Source organism: Bdellovibrio sp. HCB274, from assembly GCF_047306075.1.
Taxonomy (GTDB): domain Bacteria; phylum Bdellovibrionota; class Bdellovibrionia; order Bdellovibrionales; family Bdellovibrionaceae; genus Bdellovibrio.
The window spans coordinates 594044-615363 of record NZ_CP178623.1; the positions used below are offsets into that span (position 1 = coordinate 594044).

The 21320-nt window shown below is 46.7% G+C and carries 19 protein-coding genes; 17 read left to right on the forward strand and 2 right to left on the reverse strand.

Going from position 1 to position 21320, the window contains the following annotated elements; genetic code table 11:
• Positions 1–51: 51 nt before the first annotated feature.
• Positions 52–729 carry an alpha/beta hydrolase gene (locus ACLWNV_RS02975; RefSeq protein WP_413586428.1) on the reverse strand — a complete coding sequence of 226 codons (678 nt, stop codon included), beginning with the start codon at positions 727–729 and terminating at the stop codon, positions 52–54.
• Between the two features lie 25 nt (positions 730–754).
• On the opposite strand from ACLWNV_RS02975, the gene ACLWNV_RS02980 reads away from it, so the two are divergent.
• From ACLWNV_RS02980 to murC, 11 genes are all read left to right on the forward strand, one after another.
• Entirely contained in the window at positions 755–2251 is a 1497-nt protein-coding gene (locus ACLWNV_RS02980) for a UDP-N-acetylmuramoyl-L-alanyl-D-glutamate--2,6-diaminopimelate ligase (protein ID WP_413586429.1), read from the forward strand.
• Positions 2251–3672 (forward strand): UDP-N-acetylmuramoyl-tripeptide--D-alanyl-D-alanine ligase, encoded by a 1422-nt coding sequence (locus tag ACLWNV_RS02985; protein ID WP_413586430.1) that lies wholly within the window; start codon positions 2251–2253, stop codon positions 3670–3672. Before ACLWNV_RS02980 ends, ACLWNV_RS02985 begins: the two co-directional genes overlap by 1 nt.
• Before the next feature lie 80 nt (positions 3673–3752).
• Complete coding sequence (locus ACLWNV_RS02990) at positions 3753–4775, forward strand: hypothetical protein (RefSeq protein ID WP_413586431.1); 1023 nt, start codon at positions 3753–3755, stop codon at positions 4773–4775.
• Between the two features lie 8 nt (positions 4776–4783).
• Positions 4784–5266 carry an SRPBCC family protein gene (locus ACLWNV_RS02995; RefSeq protein WP_413586433.1) on the forward strand — a complete coding sequence of 161 codons (483 nt, stop codon included), beginning with the start codon at positions 4784–4786 and terminating at the stop codon, positions 5264–5266.
• A 351-nt stretch (positions 5267–5617) separates the two neighbouring features.
• The gene (locus ACLWNV_RS03000) at positions 5618–6160 is read left to right on the forward strand and encodes a hypothetical protein (RefSeq protein WP_413586434.1); all 543 of its coding nucleotides are present in this window, start codon (positions 5618–5620) and stop codon (positions 6158–6160) included.
• Positions 6161–6381: 221 nt separating this feature from the next.
• Positions 6382–7458, forward strand: coding sequence for a phospho-N-acetylmuramoyl-pentapeptide-transferase (mraY, locus tag ACLWNV_RS03005; RefSeq protein ID WP_413586435.1), 1077 nt, complete (start codon positions 6382–6384; stop codon positions 7456–7458).
• A gap of 4 nt (positions 7459–7462) precedes the next feature.
• Entirely contained in the window at positions 7463–8851 is a 1389-nt protein-coding gene (murD, locus tag ACLWNV_RS03010) for a UDP-N-acetylmuramoyl-L-alanine--D-glutamate ligase (protein ID WP_413577218.1), read from the forward strand.
• A gap of 148 nt (positions 8852–8999) precedes the next feature.
• On the forward strand, positions 9000–9368 hold the full coding sequence (locus ACLWNV_RS03015; RefSeq protein ID WP_413586436.1) for a hypothetical protein: 369 nt from the start codon (positions 9000–9002) through the stop codon (positions 9366–9368).
• A 117-nt stretch (positions 9369–9485) separates the two neighbouring features.
• Entirely contained in the window at positions 9486–10637 is a 1152-nt protein-coding gene (gene ftsW, locus ACLWNV_RS03020; RefSeq protein ID WP_413586437.1) for a putative lipid II flippase FtsW, read from the forward strand.
• A complete protein-coding gene (gene murG / locus ACLWNV_RS03025; protein WP_413586438.1) occupies positions 10630–11703 on the forward strand; it encodes an undecaprenyldiphospho-muramoylpentapeptide beta-N-acetylglucosaminyltransferase in 1074 nt (357 codons plus the stop codon). Before ftsW ends, murG begins: the two co-directional genes overlap by 8 nt.
• Positions 11700–13067, forward strand: a complete 1368-nt coding sequence (murC, locus tag ACLWNV_RS03030; protein WP_413586439.1) for a UDP-N-acetylmuramate--L-alanine ligase — start codon at positions 11700–11702, stop codon at positions 13065–13067. The genes murG and murC overlap by 4 nt, the downstream gene beginning before the upstream one ends.
• 30 nt (positions 13068–13097) lie before the next feature.
• Here the strand turns inward: murC and ACLWNV_RS03035 are convergent, their stop codons facing one another.
• Positions 13098–14615, reverse strand: a complete 1518-nt coding sequence (locus tag ACLWNV_RS03035; RefSeq protein ID WP_413586440.1) for a methyl-accepting chemotaxis protein — start codon at positions 14613–14615, stop codon at positions 13098–13100.
• Between the two features lie 192 nt (positions 14616–14807).
• Here ACLWNV_RS03035 and ACLWNV_RS03040 point away from each other — a divergent pair, with 192 nt between their 5' ends.
• The 6 genes from ACLWNV_RS03040 (at position 14808) to ACLWNV_RS03065 (ending at position 21319) form a co-directional block, all read left to right on the forward strand.
• Positions 14808–15554 (forward strand): cell division protein FtsQ/DivIB, encoded by a 747-nt coding sequence (locus ACLWNV_RS03040; protein ID WP_413586441.1) that lies wholly within the window; start codon positions 14808–14810, stop codon positions 15552–15554.
• Positions 15555–15678: 124 nt separating this feature from the next.
• A complete protein-coding gene (ftsA, locus tag ACLWNV_RS03045) occupies positions 15679–16935 on the forward strand; it encodes a cell division protein FtsA (RefSeq protein ID WP_413586442.1) in 1257 nt (418 codons plus the stop codon).
• Positions 16936–17001: 66 nt separating this feature from the next.
• Positions 17002–18696 (forward strand): cell division protein FtsZ, encoded by a 1695-nt coding sequence (gene ftsZ, locus ACLWNV_RS03050; RefSeq protein ID WP_413586443.1) that lies wholly within the window; start codon positions 17002–17004, stop codon positions 18694–18696.
• Positions 18696–19442 carry a UDP-2,3-diacylglucosamine diphosphatase gene (locus tag ACLWNV_RS03055; protein WP_413586444.1) on the forward strand — a complete coding sequence of 249 codons (747 nt, stop codon included), beginning with the start codon at positions 18696–18698 and terminating at the stop codon, positions 19440–19442. Before ftsZ ends, ACLWNV_RS03055 begins: the two co-directional genes overlap by 1 nt.
• Positions 19443–19502: 60 nt before the next feature.
• Positions 19503–20060, forward strand: coding sequence for a hypothetical protein (locus tag ACLWNV_RS03060; protein WP_413586445.1), 558 nt, complete (start codon positions 19503–19505; stop codon positions 20058–20060).
• Between the two features lie 5 nt (positions 20061–20065).
• Positions 20066–21319, forward strand: coding sequence for a metallophosphoesterase (locus tag ACLWNV_RS03065; RefSeq protein WP_413586446.1), 1254 nt, complete (start codon positions 20066–20068; stop codon positions 21317–21319).
• The last annotated feature ends 1 nt before the right edge of the window (position 21320 follow it).

The following is a 21320-nucleotide window of genomic DNA, read 5'->3' on the forward strand; positions in this document are numbered from 1 at the left end:
CGGATGCAGCGCTTAATAAAAAAGGCACCCGCGAGGTGCCTTTTTTATTTCTTACAATGAATTGATGTACTGACTGATTTTTTGAAGAACGACCGGTGGGATTTCATGCCCACCGCGGAAGTTCAGCAGCGAGCCTTTCATTCCGCCTTGAGTAAGAAGCGTTTCAAGTTTTTGCGCCTGCTTATGGTTCAAGACCTGATCCATTTCGCCATGGCTTTGAAAGAATTTTTGACCTGCGCGATTTGCGATCAATGGTTTCCACTCATCCTGACAAACCAATGTTCCTGACATCAATACTAAGCCACGAGGAGTTTGCGGAGCACGCAGATATAAATCTGTCGCCAGCATTGCACCCTGTGAAAATCCGCCCAAAATAATTTGATCCCATGGGATGCGCAGTTGGCGGATCATTTCCATTGCCATGTCGCGAGCCTTATCCATTCCTTTTGGGATTTCACCGCTGAAATCTCGGGGAACCCCTGTCTCCATGGCGCGTTGAATAGCCATCATGTCAATGGGCCACCAAGCACGGCCGGTCCAAGCAGGGCCAATGGGTACTTCCAGAATTCCATTCGGAAAAAGCCAATTATAGGTTTTGGTGGTTGGAATCATCTGTCCCAATGAGAAAAGATCATTGGCGTCTGCGCCATATCCATGGAAGAAGATGATCCAAGGTGCGTTATCGTCTTGATTAATTTCTTGGCAATGTATTTTTCCGAGTTGTCTCATAGCTTTCACATACTATACTGATCCCATGAAACTACAGCATCTTTTTTCAACAATCCCAGGAATTCCCGAGCATGTTTTGCCAGAAATCGAAGTCTCTGGGATTTTTAATGATGCTCGTAAGGTTATTCCTGACGGACTTTTTGTCGCCATTCGTGGTGTCAAAGTTGACGGTCATACATTTATTCCAGATGCGATCAGCAAGGGAGCTTCGGTTTTAGTGGTTGAAGACCCAAATCAGGTTCCGAATAACTTCAAAGGATTTGTCCTGCGTGTGGAAAACACACGGGAGGCTTTGGATTTATTAGCTTCTCACTATCATGGTGATCCCGCGCAAGAAATGTTTTGCGTTGGCGTGACTGGTACAAATGGAAAAACTTCGGTCACGTACATGGTTGAATCAATTTTAAATCATGCAAATATGCCGACCGGTGTGATCGGGACCGTGAACCACCATCTGCAGGAAAAAGTCTGGCCGTCTGAAATGACGACACCAGACCCCATCTATCTGCAAAAAAGACTGCGTGAATTTAGAGATGACGGTGCGCAAGCCGTAGCCATGGAAGTTTCCTCCCACGCTTTGGATCAGCACCGCGTGGACAGCGTGCCGTTCAATACCGTGATTTTCACAAACTTAACCCGGGATCATTTGGATTATCACGAAACAATGGAAAAGTATCTGGAGGCCAAGCAGCGTCTGTTCACAGACTTGTTATGGCTGACAGACAAGCATCCTTGCTTTGCGATTGTAAATATCGACGATAAATACGGTCGTCGATTGCATGTGGCTGATCCGGCAGTCCTATGGACTTATGGTGCTGATAAGGCCGCAGATTTAAATTTCAAAATCAAAAGCATGGATTTCACTTTGACGATCTTTGATTTGAAAACCCCATTGGGTACGGTCGAAGTTCAATTACCAATGTCAGGTACTCATAATGTCATGAATGCGGTGGCTGCAATTGGTGCCGGTCTTTCAGCGGGAATTCCTCTGGAAAAATGTGCGGAAGCTTTGTCCCGTTTCACAGGAGTGCCAGGGCGTTTGCAATCGGTGCCGAACAATAAAAATCTTTCTATTTTTGTGGATTATGCTCACTCGCCCGATGCGTTGGAAAACGTATTAACGGCGCTGACCAATGTGCGCGAAAGTTTAAAATCCAACGCAAAGATCTGGACGATTTTTGGTTGCGGTGGGGATCGTGACAAAGGCAAACGTCCTTTGATGGCCGAGATGGCCCTTAAGTTTTCCGATGCAGTGGTGGTGACTTCAGACAATCCACGTACTGAGGAGCCTCAGACAATTATCGATGATATTTTAAAGGGCGTGACCGCCCAGGATAAAAACAAAGTGACCGTCATGGTAGATCGTAAAGATGCCATTCACGCTGCAATCAACAAAGCCCAGGAGGGCGATGTGATTCTGATCGCAGGCAAAGGACACGAAGATTATCAAATTATTGGAACCACGAAGTATCCATTTAGTGATGTGCAGGTCGCGGAGCAAGCGCTGCAGGGGAGATCGTAATGAGAGCCATGGATGTGCAAACAGTTGTTAAAGTCACCGGAGCGCAAGTTATCAGCAGTCATGCAGATAGATTTTCCGGCATCGGTACGGATACTCGCGCGAATCTTAAGGATCAGATGTTTATCGCTTTAAAGGGCGAGGCCTTTGATGCCCATCAGTTCTTGGATAAGGCTGCCGCACAAGGTGCCACTGTTTTGTTGGTTCACGAAGACAACCAACAGGTTCAACAACTAAAAAATAAAATTACGATTCTAAAAGTTGCAGACACTTTGAAAGCTTTGCAGCAGCTGGGAAATTGGGCCCGTCATCAGGCGCAAGGTAAAATCGTTGCGATTACAGGATCGAACGGCAAAACAACAACGAAGGAATTCACCGCAGCCCTGATCGGCACAGTTAAAGATGTGCACTACAACAAGGGCAGCTTTAACAATCACTGGGGAGTACCTTTCACTTTGTTGCAACTGGATCCGAAAAAGGAAGTCGCTGTCATTGAGATGGGGATGAATCACGCGGGTGAGATTACTGAATTAGTAAACATTGCCGAGCCCGATGTCGTGGTGTGCACGATGGTGGGACGTGCGCACATGGAATTCTTTGGGACGATTGAAAAAGTCGCTGAAGCCAAGGAAGAGATCTACAATGCCGCAGGCAAAAACACGGTTCGCATCTACAACCTGGATAACGAACAGACTCATAATATGTATGTACGTGGTCACGACAAATTCCCTCAGGATAAAGTTTTAACTTTTTCCAGCGAAGATCCACGCGCTGATGTGCATCTGATAATCGACTCTATGAACATGAAAGAGTTGGTTTTAAAAGGCAGCATCAAAGGTGTTAATGGCACGGCAACCGTGCAAGTGTTTGGCTCTCAGAATCTGACGAACTTAATGGCGGCCGCGGCATTGGGACTTTCTGTGGGCATGACGCCAAAACAGATTTGGGATGGCTTGCCCGCTTGTCGTACAAACTGGGGCAGAAACCAATTGGTTCACCTAAGATCTGGCGCACAGATGATCTTTGATGCCTATAACGCCAACCCTGACAGCATGAAAGCTTTACTGGAGAACGTGCAATTGTTAACCGTGAGTGGACGTAAAGTAGGGGTCTTTGGGCAGATGCGCGAGATGGGTTCAGCCTCCGCACAATTGCATGAAGAACTGGGCGAGCGCGTGGGTAAGGCCGGTTTTGAAAAAGTTTACTTTGTTGGCGAGGATTCTGACGCCTTCAATAAGGGGCTGCAAAAGGCCCAATTCACTAAGGAAAGTCTGATCCAGAAAGATTTTACAGAAAATGCTGGTAAGGATTTAGCCACTTTCCTGCGCAATGGGGATATTGCGGTGGTGAAAGCCTCCCGCGGGACGAAGCTCGAGCGTTTTGTCTTCCCTTGTGAACCTTTGGATTTCACAGAAAAAGCGTAGGAATAATATCATTTTTCGTATTTCCGGCTGGAGTAATCCAGTCGGATGCCATATAACAGTCCTCATTATTAGGAGGACTAATGAAACAAAATCTTTCTCTACTTATCGCAGCTCTTACTTTCTCTGCGATGCAAGCGGGAGCTCAATCAAGTTCTGCAAAGATTGGTGCGGCTTCTACAACAAACACTTCGACTTCTAAAATCGAAGATCTTAAAAAGCCGACTGAAAAAATGAAGGACGTAGATGACGAGATCACGGATGCTCGTATGCGTGCAACTTTGGGTTCTAAATCCAAATGGTCTTTCAAATCAGATCTTTCTTATTCCGGTGGCTCTGTTAACGATCCATTCGGTTCAATCCGTCCAAACTACCGTGCATCTGCTACAGCTGAGTCTTTGACTTACTTGTCTGGTAACGTGGGTGTGAACGTTCGTGTTACTCCAAAAGATAGCATCAGCTTCGGTTCTGGTTTGACGATCAACGATCCATTCCATGGCGATATCGCGAAACCAGCTGCAGATACTCGTAGAGGCAGAAGCGCCGATGCAGTTCTACCTCGTTACGAAATGTCTACTCCATTCGTTAGCTGGAGCCGTGGTTACAAAGCGTTCAATACTCAAATGAGTACTAGCGTAACTGCGACTTACTACACTGACGAAGACACGAGCAATTTGCAAAAATACCTTGGTAACGTTTCTTTGTCTCAGGTGTTTTTGGCTAATTTCGGTTCATCTAAATGGAATGGTGGCGTAAGCGTGAGTCTTGCTAAGTACATGTACTCTGGTGCATTGACTGATGCTGGTTATGTTGCGGCTCAGAATGCTGGCAGATTCATGCGCTCTGACATCAGCGCGGGTTTGTTCCCATTCATGCAGTACACGTTCAACGACACATACTCTTTCAGAACTGTGTTTGGTTATTTCCAATTTGCTAAATACGAAATCAACGATCGTTACGTTCAGTTGGAACCATACCAATCAGTTGGTGTAGGTATCTCTGTTACTCGTGACATCTACTTGTACCCAAATATCCAGTTCACGCCAAAAGACATGCGTGACGACAGAACGAACGTAGCTCTTTCCACGAACATCAACTTGTTCTAATCTGAGTTATGACCGGATCGAAATTCATTCCTCCTCGTAAAAGCGGGGAGGAATCAAACTCTCAGGAAATCAGCATCACTATCACAGTGAAAGCGACGGCAGCGGAAATCTGGCGTGCGCTGACTGACACTGACGATCTGGAAAATTGGTGGGGCGACGATGTCGCCCTTGAACCAAATGTCGGCGGAAAATTCCGCGAAGCCTGGGAAGATGACGAGGGCAACGAGCAACTCGCTTCCGGCAAAGTCCTTTCTCTGATACCAAATAAATCCATCACCTTTACCTGGCGTGAAAAGAACTGGGATGCGAAAGCCTCTACAGAATGCACTTACACGATCGAAGATAAAGGTAAAACCCGCACCATGACCGTCACTCATAAGGGCTGGGATGTGTTTCCGGAAAAATTGGCTGCGAAACTTCAAAAAGACTTTCAACTTGGTTGGAAGTACCACATGCAGGAATTAAAAGCCTACCTGGATGATGAAGGCTAATTAGCGACTGCGAACCTCGCAGTTGTCCAGGCACTTGCCGTTTCATTTAAAACTCTCAACGAGAACTGTCCAATTATGCGCCAACACGGCTGCAGACAATCGTGAATCTAATGCGAATCAATCGCGGTTCACAGTAATACTCATGATCCGTGTGTCGCCTTGAAACAACCCATTCGGTGTATCCCATATTCCCGTCAGGAATGATGTTATGGAACCTTCATGAACATCGATCAAACATTTTGCAACGTCAGTTCTTAAACACTTCAACTGGCAGCAGATTTGTTTTCAACTCGAACTATCCCTGTGCATGGCTTTTGCTTTAATCCCTTGTGAAAGCAATTTGGAGGAATAATGAAAACCACAGCGACTATAGTGTTCTTAGCAGCAGCTCTACCATTTATGACAGCGTGTTCGCAGCTAGGGGCAGAAGTTGAGTTTGGTGCATTTAGAAGCGCACAGGCTATCATCCCTGTCGTGGACGGCGAAGAGCCAGGGACAATTACAGATGAATCAATTCCAGAAGTAATCGAAGACATCCCGGTGATGCCAGGTGAAGTCATTGATGATGACGGCAACTTGGTGACTGATGATGGTGAAGTTATCGTTCCAGCCTGTGATGCGGTTGCGCAAGCAGAAGCTATTTATATGCTAACTCAAGAGGGTGCGAATAACGTCGCGGGCGTTAGCCAAACGGGTAATGCCAACTCCGCAACGATTTACCAAAAAGGCGATAGCAATACTGCCTGCGTAGTTCAAGTTGGAGATAACAACACCGCAAACGTACAACAAACTGGTTCTTCCAATACAGCATCAGTATCTCAACAAGGTAACGGCAGCACGGCTAACATCATTCAATCCGGCGGCAGCAACTCTGTAGTAGTAAAACAGCACTAATTAAAACTCCCAAGGTCCAAAGGTACGGACTTACTTACCAGGTAAGTCCGTACCTTTTTTTTGCCCGCCTGCAATCTGCTGAAAACCTTCGGCAGATTTAATTTTATGCAATGATATCAATAAGTTATAAGTTTACCATTGCAATCAAACGAAGTATTGTGCTAAACCCTTAAAGTTCCAAGCAAAAATCAATTTCCAAGGATATAGGGGAATCGCACATCATGCTTTATCAGTGGCTCTATTCAATGTCAGAATACTTCTCTCCATTGAATGTCTTCCGTTACATCACAGTTCGTACGTTCATCGCCTTTTTTACTTCGTTCCTTCTGTGCTGGATGTGGGGGCCTTATTTTATCAAGCGCCTGCAGTTAAAGCATTTCGGTCAGGCGATTCGCGATGACGGTCCTCAATCTCATAAGAAAAAAGCCGGCACACCTACGATGGGTGGGGGTTTGATCCTTCTCTCCACTTTGATCCCGTGTTTGCTGTGGGTTGATATGCAAAACCCGCTGGTGTGGGCGGTGCTTATCATCACTTGGGGCTTTGGAATGATCGGTTACATGGATGACTGGTTGAAAGTAAGCAAAAAGAATCACAAAGGTCTTTCTGGGAAAATCCGTTTGGCTGGCGAGTTCCTGATCAGCGGAGCAGTTGTGGCTTACCTGGTTCATTTTCATGATTTGGGTACGACGGTTTATATTCCTTTTGTAAAATCCTTCGGCTTTGATTTGGGTTATGCCTATATCGTTTTTGCTGCGCTGGTTGTGGTGGGAACTGCAAATGCGGTGAATTTGACGGACGGCCTGGATGGTTTGGCGATTGTGCCGGTGATGATTTCTGCAGCGACTTTGGGGCTTTTTGCTTACGTAACAGGTCACTACTCGATCGCAAATTATCTGAATATCCCGCATGTGGTGGGAGCAGGTGAGTTAACTCCGGTGGCGGCAACGATTGTTGCTGCGGGAATGGGCTTCTTGTGGTTTAACGCGTATCCCGCGCAGGTCTTCATGGGTGACGTGGGTTCTTTGTCCTTGGGTGGTTTCCTGGGTTCCATGGCCGTGATCACACAAAATGAACTTTTGATGGTGATCCTGGGCGGTGTCTTCGTGGTGGAAGCATTGTCTGTAATTACTCAGGTTATTTCCTTCAAACTCACTGGCAAACGTGTGTTTAAGATGGCGCCGATTCATCACCACTTTGAATTGGGCGGTTTAACTGAAACGAAGATCATCGTTCGTTTCTGGATTATTTCGATTTTATTGGCTGTTTTAAGTCTAGCGACTCTCAAATTGAGGTAGAAGAATGTATAAAGAATATAGTGATTTAAAAGACAAAAGAATCCTGGTGGTCGGTCTTGGTAAAACGGGTGTGTCGTTGGCGCACTTCCTTACCAAACACGGCGCTCAGGTTACTGTAACGGATCACAAATCCAAACCAGAGCTTTCTGTTCAACTTGAGCAATTGGGCGATCTTCCAATCAAATTTGAATTGGGTGGTCACAGTCCAAAAACTTTCATCGCTCAGGATTTGGTTATCCTGTCTCCGGGTGTTCCTTCGACTTTGAAAATCTTCGATTACGCAAGATCTCAAGGAATCAAAATCACGGGCGAGTTCGAATTCTCTGCAGGCTTCATTAAAGAGCCGATCATTGGTTTGACTGGTACGAACGGTAAAACAACGGTTGCCCGCATCACTGAGGCGATCCTGACTCAATCAGGAATCAAAACCTGGGTTGGCGGCGCGAATGAGAAACCATTGGTGGATTACCTTCGCCTTGATGACAAAGCTCAAGTTGTAATCGCGGAAGTTTCCAGCTTCATGCTTGAACATTGCGACACTTTCAACCCAGGCAACGTGGTATTCACGAACCTGGCTGAAAATCACCTGGATCGTTACCGTTCAATGGAAGAGTACGTAAACGCAAAACGCCGTATCTTCAAAAACACGAACCAGGCAACCACAAGCATTCTGAATGCTGACGATAACGCAGTTGTTGAATTGGCGCGTGATCCAGCGGTTCAACGCGGTCGTATTTTCTACTTCTCGCGCAAACCGGCTTTGGAACCTCAAATCATGAATATCGGTGGAGCCGTGAATATCGGAGACGAGATTCGCGTGCGCACAGGTCCTGAGATTGAAACTTTCAATATCAAGAACATGAAAATGCGCGGTAAGCACTCTGTTGAAAACGTGATGGCAGCGATCCTGGCATCCCGTGAACACGGTGCAACTCGTGAAGCGGTTCAAAAAGTGATCGAGACTTTCACAGGTCTTCCTCACCGTATCGAGTACGTGCGTAAAGTGGGCGGAGTATTGTTCTATAACGACTCTAAAGCTACAAATGTTCATGCAGTTCTTCGCGCTTTGGACACTTTCGATGAAAATGTGATTTTGATCGCCGGTGGTAAAGACACGAATTTGAACTACGAACCACTTCGTACGTCTGTAAAACGCAAAGTAAAAACTCTGATCTTGGTCGGGGAAGCAAAAGAGCGTATTAATCGCGACCTTGGTGATTTCTCTGAGACCTTCCTCATCGGTACGTTTGAGGAGGCGGTTTTGATCGCTTACCAAAAGTCCAGAATCGGGGACATTGTTCTGCTTTCTCCAGGCTGCTCAAGTTTTGACATGTTTGACAGTTTTGAAGAGCGTGGTGAATACTTTAAAGAGATCGTGAGAAAGTTTCACTGACCCTTAACACTTCGACGTTGTCGGAGCGGTCAAGAAACACTGGGCCCTGCTTGTCAGGGCGCAAACGCAAAGACTCTCATCGCATGAGAGTCTTTTTTTTGTTTAAAAACCGACTTTGTCGGAGGAATTAAAAAGCTAGGAGGGCTTTGTGATCCGTATTCTCGTTGTTTCTTTGTCTTCTGTATTCTTGTTGTCTGCCTGTGCATCTGGGACATTTAAGGCACGCCAGGAACAACGTGATAAATTGGCTGCGAACACTGGCATGTACTGCAATTTCGTCAGCGGTGAACAGTTCCCGGATATCGAAGTGGAACTTAGCATGGAAATGGCCAAGCGCTGTGATTCCTCCCGTGCCTTCTCGATCACAAACTTTAAAACCGCTTCCAATGAAAATGGTGTTGTGTACTGCTGTTCAATGTCAGGCCGTGCGCAAAACGCGGTAAATAAACGCACTGAAGCCAAGGCTGCTTCAGAGAAAAAAGACGCCAACCCTGAAGTGGTGGAAGCCGCTCAGTAAGCTGGTCTGCAAGTTTTCTGTGACCCCGATTTCCGGGGTCCAGTCTTCCTACCATTCCTAGACGTTCAAATGGACTTCTGATTAAAATAAAGGCGAGTACGCCTTTGGGAGTCCATCATGTTTAGATATCTATCCAGCAGTCTGTTTTTAGCCATCATCACGTTACTGGGCATCGGCCTGGTACAAGTTTACTCTTCCAGCTTTATCTTTGCGATTGAGTCTTACGGCGATGGGCTTTTCTTTTTTAAACGACAACTGATTTTTGCGCTGATCGCGTTCTGCATTCTGATCGGCACCATTCATATTCCTTTCAGACTTATTGAAAAGCACGGGTGGATGTTGTGGTTTGCCGCAGCCATCGGTGTACTGATGACCTTCGTTCCAGGTTTGGGTGTGCGTGTGGGTGGTGCCATTCGCTGGATCCAGTTGCCATTCGGTTTGCGCTTTGAACCGGGCGAGCTTTTGAAGATCGCGTTCTCAGTATGGTTTGCAAGTTTGCTGTGCCGTCGTGACAACATCCTGGGCCACGTGAAGTGGTGGTGGTTGGCTCTGGCGTTGGTAGTGCCCTTGTTCCTGTTGCTTCGTCAGCCTGACTTTGGAAGTTTTGCTATCATCCTGATGGTGGGCGTTAGTTTGTTGTTCGCGTTTGGTCTGCAGTGGAAATATATAGCCGGAGCAGTCGCAGTTTTAATTCCGGCTTTTTACTTCCTGGTGATGTCAGTCCCTTATCGCCGCGCCCGTGTTTTAGCTTTCCTGGATCCTTGGGCTGATCCTGCGCAAAAAGGCTTTCAGGTTATCCAAAGTATGCTGAGCTTTCACTCCGGCGGTTTAACAGGGGTCGGCTTGGGTCAGGGACAAGGCAAGCTTTTCTTCCTCCCTGAAGCTCACACGGATTTTACCCTGGCAGTATTGGGCGAGGAAATGGGCTTCGTTGGTTTCGTGGCCATCCTGGCTCTTTACGGATTTGTAGTTTTCCGCGGAATTCAGATTGCGATTAAAGCTGAGGAGCCTTTTAAAAGATCATTGGCTTTGGGTCTGTCAGTGACTTTCGGTCTGAGTGTTTTCATTAATGCTGGTGTGGTCATGGGACTGCTTCCAACAAAAGGCTTGACGCTTCCTTTCTTAAGTTACGGCGGCAGTTCGCTTGTGGTTTTGTGTTTTATGTTCGGACTGATTTTGAACATTGAAAATTCCTTCGAAGAGGATAAATTCTCTAAACGTTTCGGATCATCCCGCTGGAACGCATCGAAAGTGAAAGCACATGACTAAAAAGACCGTTGTGATTGCAGGGGGTGGCACTGGTGGCCACATTTACCCTGGAGTCGCTATTGCCCGCGCCATTCAGAAAATGGATCCTGAAGTTCAGGTCCATTTCGTGGGAACATCGCGTGGTATGGAATCAAAAATTATCCCTCGCGAGGGATTTCCTCTGCACCTGATCGAATCTGGTCAGTTGAACGTTAAAAGCCCGATTAAAAAGCTAAAAACACTTTTGCGCATGCCCCTGGGTTTGTGGCAGTCGGTGCGCCTGTTATGGCAGCTAAAGCCTTTGTACGTCATTGGCGTTGGTGGTTATGCTTCCGGGCCGTTTGTGCTTGCAGCAAGTATCGTAGGCTTTAACACAGCCGTGTGGGAGCCGAACGTGATGCCAGGAATGGCGAATCGTTTCCTATCGCGTTTCGTTGATAAATGCTTCGTGGTCTTTGGTGAATCCCGCAAGCATTTGAAAAGCGATCGCGTGATTCAGATCGGAATGCCGGTTCGTGAGGAAATCGAGAAAGCCGTTCATCAGGAGCACAAAGACGAGAAATTTCATCTTTTGGTCACCGGTGGCAGTCAGGGATCCCGAATTATCAACACCTGCATCAGTGACGCGATCATTGGTGGGGGCGATTGGACTAGGGATTTATCTGTCGTTCATCAGTTGGGGAGCGCTGATTTCCCTCTAGTCTCTGTCAAATATCAAAATTCCGGCGCCAATGTGGATTATCATGAGTATATCTTCGATATGCCAAAGTACTATCAGTGGGCCGATATTATTGTGAGTCGTGGTGGGGCCAGTTCCATTGCGGAGGCGGCAGCATTTGGTATAATCCCTATTATTGTGCCATTGCCAGGAGCTGCCGATGATCATCAGCAAAAAAATGCCGAAAACCTTGTCGCCCGAAATGCGGGTCGCATGATTCTGCAGAAAGATTTAACCCCTGAAAGATTGATTTCAGAAGTACAATCTCTTCGCCAAGATAAAGCTTTGCGTGAGCAAATGGTTCGGAATATAAAAGATCTTTATGTTCCCCAGGCTGCAACAACCATCGCAAAGGAAATCCTGCAATGAAATTACAACACGCCAAATTCCACTTCGTAGGTGTCGGCGGCATCGGTATGTGTGGACTCGCTGAACTTTTGCACAACATGGGAGCGAAAGTTTCAGGATCTGATATTGCAGACAATGCAAATACAGAACGCTTGCGTGAAATGGGCGTGAAGGTTTTCAAAGGGCACGCAGCCTCCAACGTCGGCGCTGCCGATGTGGTGGTTTACTCTTCCGCTATTCAATATGGTAATCCCGAAATTTATGAAGCTCGCGCCCGTCAGATTCCGTTGATTCCTCGTGCAGAGGCGTTGGCAGAGATCATGCGTTTAAAGCGCGGCATCGCAGTTGCTGGAACTCACGGTAAGACAACGACGACTTCTATGACGTCGGCGATTTTCCTTGAGGGCAACATGAAGCCAACTATCGTGGTTGGTGGTCGTTTTGAATTGATCAAATCCACAGCTCTTCTGGGTGAAGGGGAGTGGTTGGTGGCGGAGGCCGATGAATCCGATGGCAGCTTCAACAAACTGACTCCGGAAATCGCCATCATCACGAACGTCGATTCAGATCATCTGGATCACTATAAAACTTTCGAGAACCTGCAAAAGAACTTTTATGATTTTGCATTGAAAGTTCCATTCTATGGAAAAATCATTGCGTGCGGTGATGATCCAGTGGTTCGTCAGATTTTTGAAAACTTCCCAAAACGTATTTTGTACTACGGTTTCGATGAAAAGAATGACTTGGTCTTGGTGGGCGAGCAGGGGAATTACTCTTTGTATCGCAGTGACCGCTTGTTGGGGACTCGCCACTTGGTGGGTAAATTTAAACTTAATGTTCCAGGCCGTCACAATGCTTTGAATGCGGTGGCTGCGATTTGCGCAGGCTTGGCAGCGGGTATTCCGTTTGAGCAGTGTGCAGCAGGTCTGCAACGCTTTGACGGTGTGGATCGCCGCTTCCACTTTAAGGGCGAGAAAAAAGGCATCAAAGTTTACGATGACTACGGTCACCATCCGACAGAGGTGCGTGCCGTACTTCAGGCTTTCCGCGAAAAGTATCCGCAAAATCGCTTGGTGGTTTACTTCCAGCCGCATCGTTTCAGTCGTACTCAGCATTGCTGGCATGACTTCACGACCGCGTTTAAGGAAGCCGATCAAATCTTGCTGACAGATATTTATGCAGCTGGTGAGGCACCAATTCCAGGGATCAGTTCGGAAAAGCTGGCGCTGGAAATGAAGCACGAAAATGCCCAATACTTCCTGCGCGACGATAAATCGTCATCCAAGATCGTCTCGATGCTAAAAGACGGCGACGTCTTCATCACTCTGGGTGCTGGCGACGGCTGGAAGCTGGGATTGGACGTTCTTGATAAGATTCAAAATTAAAAAAAAGCCGGGCACTGACCCGGCTTTTTTTTATCCGGTCATTAGTTTTTTCAGGTTGTCGACGACGTTCTTCATGACTTCCGCCTGAGTGTTCAAGTCTTCAGAGGCGGTCGAGCATTCGCGGGCGGATTCACTATTGGATAAAGTGATCTTTTCCATGTGGGTCAGCGCCTGGTTGATCTGCACGATTCCCAGTTCCTGTTCCGCACTCGCTGTCGAGATCTCGGAATTCAAGCTGGAGAGTTTTTCGATAGTGCTTACGATCTCTTTCAGTGAAGCTTCGCTGGAGCGAACCACGCCGTGACCGTTTTCAATTTTTTGCGCGCTTTCGTTGATCAGGGATGAAATTTCTTTGGCAGAGTTCGCACTGCTTTGGGCAAGGCCACGAACCGCTTCAGCGACCACTGCAAAACCTTTTCCATGTTCGCCGGCACGTGCCGCTTCCACGGAAGCATTTAGTGCCAACAGATTTGTTTGGAAGGCGATGTCGTCGATGACGGAAATAATTTCTTCTATCTTCTTAGAGCTCGCCGAGATCTCTTCCATAGAGGTAGTCAGCTTACGCACTTCCTGCTCGCCGATGTGGGCCTTGTCTGCCGCTTGCTGCGCCAGATTTTTTGCCTCAATCGCGTGTCCGCTGTTGCGCTTCACCATACTTGAGATTTCTTCGGTCGAAGCAGAGGTCTCTTCAATGGATGCCGCAGCTTTCACAGAGGCTTGAGTCAGGGTATTGCTGGAAGTCAAAATCTCGGTGCTGGTATTGGCGACCTGAGTTCCTGCGGTGCTCAACGAGAAGATTGATTCGGTCAAAGCGCTTAAAGGCTTACGAATCAACAGATAAGAAATCACAAGAATCAAAGCTGAAATCAATGTCGTCCACAGCAAAATGGAAACCGATGAGTTGTTAGCAGCAGCTGTAACTTCGTCAGTTGACGATTTCACTGCAAACACGCCATGAATTTGTCCGTCAACCCAGTTTTCCATTGGGAAGCCCAGGATATCTTTGCCATTGCCCCATGGAGATGTCGAAGGGTGACCGTGACACAAAAGACAGCCTTGTTTTTCAGACAGACGAACTGGACGGTAAACAGTCACTTCGCCGTCTTTGTTCTCTACATATTCAGTCAGTTCTTTGTTGGCATCGAACATTTTTAAGATTTCGGCTTCGCTCACTGTCGGCGCATTTTCTTTGCGGCGAGGATTGTCTGCGAAAACGCGGAACTTGTAGGAATCTTTCTCAGAGTTCTCAAAGCCTACTTTGATCGACGCAAAGATCGGAACTTTATGCAGAATGCGATCCTGATACTCAGCAGGAAGTTTGCCATCTGGAAATTTAGTTACTGCATGCTGTATATCTTCTTCAAGCCCACCTTGAGTGGCGATGTATGCGCGCACCGATTCCAAGCGTGATAAAATCGCCTGAGATTTCTCGACCAGTTGTTCCTGCCCTTGCTTGTGAATCTTCGAAGAAGAAATTGCCACTGCAGCCAATGAACAAATTAAACTTGAGGCGGCGATATTGATGATGATTTTTGCGCTAAATTTCATATCCGTAATTATCGGTACACAGGGGGTTGACTATATAGAGAGACATTCGCATTAAGCCTGAATACGCCGGCGGTGGAGGAATTGTGAGCACTTGTCCTTGGTCTTGTTTTGAGGTGACCAAATCGCATTGGTTTAAAGCTGAAGGAAATTATTGATAGCCTGAAGTGAGGAAGCCATTCCTTTGGAGAGTTTGTGAAGAAGTTGGTTCTTAAGTTATTCGTTGGATTCATTGTTATCCCAGCAGCATTGGTGGGAACTCTGTACTATTTGAACGAGAATGGCTTTTTCAATATTCAAAAGGTTCAAGTCGTATTGGAAAATCCCACTCCAGGACAAGAGCAATTTCTTAAGCCCAATGTAGATGCACTTGAAAATGTTTTGTTGAAGTATAAAGGCGTTTCTTTGTGGGGTATCAAATTAAGATCGGTCTCCAAAGAGGTTCAAAAGCAGGAGTGGATTGAAAACCTGCAGATCTCCAGAGCGTGGCCGACAACTTTGGCGATTCGTGTGAAACCGTACGAAGTTAAGTTTTTATATATGGGTAAAGGTGGAAAGCTGACTCCCATTATTAAAGACGGTCAGTTCCTGGATCCGATCGAAGCAAAGCAAGCACCTGACGTTGCGATTTTAGACGGTGATGCTTTCGGAAAAAAACAGGAGCTAAGAAAGAAAGCCATCGATGTGATCGAGCAAATTCCTGCACAAGGATCGTTCAGTCGAAAAACAATTTCTGAAGTTCGTTACGATAATAAAGAAGGTTTTTGGATGACACTGATTAAGACCGGAACGCAGGTGAAAATCGGTGAAGACCAAGTGGCACTAAAGGCTGCGCGCGTTTCTCGTGTCGTAGATTATCTCGAAACAAAGCAGTTTGACGCTCGCGTCATAGACGCGGATCTGTCAAAGAAAGTCCTTGTCAGGTTGCGTAAGGATCCCTAAGCTTAAGTCTGGAAGACCATCTAAAGTCGAGCTCGCGTTCGGCTCAGATCGAATAAAATGATTTTGTTCGGCGGTCTCTCAAACAAAGACGCTCTTTTTGGGTGTCATATACGAGGACTTAGGGATGAGTACATCAAAACCGAAAGCTCCGGTATTGGCTGGTTTGGATATTGGTTCGACCAAAGTATGTTTCGTCATCGGAACCGTCAATCCCGAAGGGAAAATCGAAGTCGCAGGAGTAGGTACTGCTCCTAATACAGGCATCCGCCAGGGTGTTGTCGTTAATATTGAGGCAACAACCGACTCTATTAAAAAAGCAAAAGAAGAAGCAGAATTGATGTCCGGTTACAGAGTCGACGAAGTTTGGGTCGGCGTATCTGGTACACATATTTCTTCTTTTGATTCCAAAGGTATGGTTGCAATCAAGAATCGTGAAGTAACTCCTTCCGAAATTGATCGCGTGATTGAGGCTGCGAAAGCAGTCGCAGTTCCAACAGACCGTACTGTTTTGCACATTCTTCCAAGAGAATTTAAAGTCGACGGCCAGGACGGTATCACTGATCCAGTGGGCATGTCAGGTATCCGTTTGGAAGCAAATGTTCACATCGTAACCGGCAGCCAATCCGCGATTCAAAACACTGTTAAGTGTGTTGAAAAGGCGGGATTGAAAATCGCAGGTTTGGTTTTGAGCCAACTGGCTTCTGCAACAGCAGTTATCTCTAATGATGAAAAAAATCTGGGCGTAGTGGTTGTCGATATGGGCGGCGGTACTTGTAACAACCTGTACTTCGTTAACGGCAGCGTGGCTCATTCTTCTATTATTCCAGTCGGTGGTTCGCACTTTACTCATGACGTGGCTGTGGGTCTTAGAACTCCGCAGTTCGCAGCTGAAATTCTGAAAAAGAAATACGGTTGCGCAATGGCATCCATGGTGAACGACAACGAAACTATCGAAGTGGAAGGTGTGGGTGGTCGTAAATCCCGCGTGATCCCTCGTAAGGATCTTGCGGATGTGATCGAAGCCCGCGCTGAAGAGACATTGAATCTGATCGCCAACGATATTCGTATGAGCGGTGTGATGCCAATGTTGGGTTCAGGTATCGTACTTACTGGCGGCGCAAGTCAGTTGGACGGCCTGATTGAAATGGGTGAGTTTATTTTTGATATTCCGGTTCGCAGAGGTGCTCCTCTGGAAATCGGTGGTTTGACTGACGTGGTGAAGTCTGGAGAGTTCTCCGCAGCAGTTGGATTGTTACAGTATGGATTGTCACAACGTAAAGATTTGATGATCCAAAGCGCACAGGAACTTGAGATCAATATCGGAGAGTCGATCAACGGCTTGACGAAACGTCTTAAGGAAATGTTTGAAAAGGTATTTTAGTTTTTAAATTTACTCGGTGGAGGCTGGAAGCCTCTGTATCTTTTAAGCATCGTCGGGAGGGACAACATGTTTGAATTAGAAGAAAATATCAATATCGGTGCGAATATCAAAGTCGTCGGTGTCGGCGGTGGCGGTAGCAACGCAGTTTCTACAATGATCGCTTCTGAAATGGGCGGCGTTGAATTCATCGTGGCAAACACAGATATCCAGGCTTTGAACTCACACAAAGCATCTAACAAAATCCAATTGGGTATCGATTTGACAAAAGGTTTGGGCGCTGGCGCAAATCCGGATGTAGGTCGTCGTGCAGCGATCGAATCTTACAATGAAATCGTGGAAAAATTGGAAGGTTCTGACATGGTATTCGTAACTGCCGGTATGGGCGGCGGTACGGGTACGGGTGGTGCTCCAATCGTGGCGAAAATCGCACGCGAATTGGGCGCTCTAACTATCGGTGTGGTAACTAAGCCATTCTTGTTCGAAGGTAAAAAACGCGGTAAGCACGCGGATTCAGGTCTTCAGGAACTAAAAGACAATGTTGATACATTGATCGTTATCCCGAACCAAAAACTTTTGACTATCGCTGCTGAGAAAACTCCTCTTTTGGATACTTTCAAAAAAGCTGACGAAGTTCTTTTGCAAGCGGTTAAAGGTATCTCTGATTTGATCAACATCCGTGGTTTGATCAACTTGGACTTCGCCGATATCCGTACTGTTATGTCTTCTAAAGGTATCGCGATCATGGGTACTGGTTCTGCTAAAGGTGAAAACCGTGCAGTAGAAGCGGCAACTGCGGCGATCTCTTCTCCACTTCTTGAGAATGTTAAAATCGATGGCGCAACTGGCATCATCGTTAACATCACAGGTGGTTCTGAATTGTCTCTATATGAAGTGAACGAAGCGACGACATTGATCACTGAGGCGGCTCATGAAGATGCAGAAATCATCTTCGGTGCGGTTATCGACGAAACAATGGGTGAAGAAGTTCGCGTGACAGTTATCGCAACAGGTTTCGATTCTCACGAAGTGAAACTTGTAAACGACATGGCTCAGGTAAACCAAATGCAAAACTTCCTGAACCAGCAAACTGCGCAATTTGGAATGAACAACATGGGTATGGGCATGCAAATGCCACAAATGCCAAACATGAACAGCATGCCGCAAATGCCTCAATTCCAAATGCCGCAAATGCCAGTTATGCCAACAATGCCAACTATGCCGGTTATGCCTCAGCAGGCAGCTCCGGTTGAACTTCCGCCAATCGCGGCAGTGCAGTCCCAAGTGATGAACTACACTTATCAACAAGTGGAAGTTCCGGTCACTCCGGGGTTACCCCAGCAACCCGTTACTGAGACTGTAACAGTTCCGCCAGTTGCTCAAGTTACTCCGCAAGTTGCTCAACAAGCAGCTCAGTCTGTGGCAGCACAAGTGCCTCCACAAGCTCAGCCGCAAGTTATGCAACAACCGGCAGCACAACCAGTTCAGCCAGAGATGGCAACACCAATCCAACCACAGGTTGAAGGTGTTTCCCCTCGTGATTTGTTGTTGGCTAAGGCTCGCGCTTTCAAAGAGAGCCAGGACCTTAAAAACCGTCATGCAAATCCTGAGCAGTTGTCTATGAACGTAGACCACGAACAACAATCTTTGGAAGAAGCTCGTCGTATGGCGCGTGAAGTGTTGAGCTCTCCATTCTCTTCTCAAAACCTGGAAGTACCTGCATTCATCCGCAAGAAACAAGGTTTTGATTTGAAACAAGACTAGTGGAAGCCTGGTTCATATCCGACATCCACTTGAAATCCGCAGAAGAGCGCAACGGGCAAATCCTGTTGCGCTTTTTGCGTTCTTTGCGCCAGGGAAATCCTGAAAACGTTCACCTGTTCATGCTGGGTGATATTTTTGATTTATGGATCGGCAGTTCTGAGTTCTTTGCAAAACGATTCCAGCCACTGATGGACGCTTTGAAAGACCTGAGAAAAGCCGGTGCACGTATTACCTATATCGAGGGTAATCACGATGTCCACATCGAGGGATACTTTACCAAGAAACTCGATGTCGAAGTTTTTGTCGAAGCTCAGTACTACAAAATTGATGGTCTTAATGTTCGGGTCGAGCACGGAGATCTGATTAATTTGAACGACATCAAGTATTTGAAATACCGCTCCATCATTCGCAATCCCTGGATTAAACCTCTGAAGGATTTTTTGCCAGGACGGTTCTGGAATTATCTGGGCAACAGAGCCAGCAAGAAAAGTCGTGCGCGCAGTGGTCATTATCGTCAGCGTAATGAAGAACAACTTGTGTCCATGATTCGTGGCCATGTTTCCCGCGCTTACGATGAAGGTCCATTTGATATTATCATTTCAGGCCACATGCATGTGTTTGATGACCACATGGTCCCGACTCACGGGCGCGAGGTGCGTTCGGTGAATTTGGGGTCTTGGTTCGAAGACGACGTCAAAGTGTTTCGCATCAAAAACGGGCAGGGTGAGTGGGTGACTATTTCCTAGCCCTGCGATTGACCAATCAGCAGTTCGCTTCTAAAGTTTTCTCTGATGGAGGAAAACCCAATGCGTTTGCTATTGATTACGATCCTGTCTTTATCTTTCGTGGCCTGTTCCACAAATCGCAACAAAGCTGAAAAAATTGACACTGAAATTGAACATGCTGCCCCGGTTGGCAGTGGTGCCATCGGCATTAAAGATGGCGACATGGTTTATCAGCGCAAAGTTCAAATGAACGAACAACTGCGCACTTTGGAAAATGAAGTTTACGACCTGGAAGCCCGCGTGTTCGGTGGACCTCGTTATCTGGATAATCGTGGATTGTACGGTGTGCTTCGTGACTGTCGTTTGCAGATGGGTGACTCCGCAAATAACGGCGACGGCAAAATGCGCTGGACGGAAACACGTGTTTACGTCACTTCAGAGGAAGACTTTTCAAAAATCGGTATTGAAAAGAAAAAAGACATCGTCGGTGTGACAGAAGAGGGTCTGCGCGATCGTCTGGATCGTTTCAAAGGTTACAAAGAGATTCTGTTGAAACGTCAGGATGAATACGAAACTAAAGTCAAAATGTGTGAGCTTGAACTAAAGCAGCAAAAGCAAAAAAGCAGTATTGAAGGATAGTGGTAATGAATCTTGTTAAGAGCGTCTCAGTCGTTGGAATTTTATTTTTGGCAGCTTGTGCCCACAAGCCCGCCGATCGCGTGGAAGGTTTGACCTATGTGGGTTTGGCGGATGGGAATACTTCTTTTGTCCGAACCATCGCGCCCAAAAATGGTCAGTGTCCACAAGCACGAATTGTCAAAGGGACTGAGGAAACTGAACTGATTTTGAATCAAAACAAATTTGATTCAACGGTTGTCTGCGAAGCGACTTTGCCGGAAGGAACAACGTCTGTGGTCGTCGGCGAACGTCGCATTCAAATTCCGGCTTCTCCAAAACGCATTGTTGTGTTTGGAGATACGGGGTGCCGCCTGAAAGGTGACTACTACCAGGACTGCAATAACCCCAACGAGTGGCCGTTCTTAAGAATCGTAAAAGCTATTCAGCAGGAACAGGCTGATTTAATCGTTCACGTGGGTGATTACCACTACCGCGAATCCTGTAAAGACCCGGTAAAGTGCGCACCATTCAAGGATACTTTGGGTTACGGATATCGTCCTTGGGAGGCTGACTTCCTTTATCCGGCGGCAACTTTGCTGCAAACCACTCCGTTCCTGTTCGTTCGCGGAAATCACGAGGACTGTCAGCGGGCGCACGAGGGTTTTAGCAAACTCCTGACTCCACTTGGAGAGAATTCTTGTCCTAAATTTCAAGACACTCGTTACACAAAATTCGGATCACTTCTGGTTGTGAATTTTGATAATGCGACGATGCCCGACACGGGTTTGGACCCTAAGGGCTCTGAAATGACAATGTGGCGCGAGCACTATCGCAAAATGATCGAGCAAATTAAAACTCGCCCGGAAACAGAAGTTTGGGTGGTTTTGCATCGTCCGATCTGGGGCTTGTCCCCGAATTGGAATGGACCGGCAGCAGTTCTTCCGGTGAATTTAAATATGCAATTGCTGGCAAAGGAAATGCCTTTTCCGAAAAAAGTGAAGTTCGTTTTCGCCGGTCATATCCACAACACGCAAGTATCGACAGGTAAACGTCCCGTTCATGTTGTGGTGGGCGAGGGTGGAACAGCGTTGGACCACTATGATGCTGCCACCAGAAAACTGATTCCTGCTGGCTTTACCGTTTTGCCATCCACGCACGGTTACATGGTTCTGGAGCAGGATGCAAAAAACCAGTGGGTCGGAACAGTGAAAGATGCCGAGGGCAAAGCAAATTATAAATGCTCTTTGGAACAACCGCAGGCTCCCTGCACACTACAGTAAC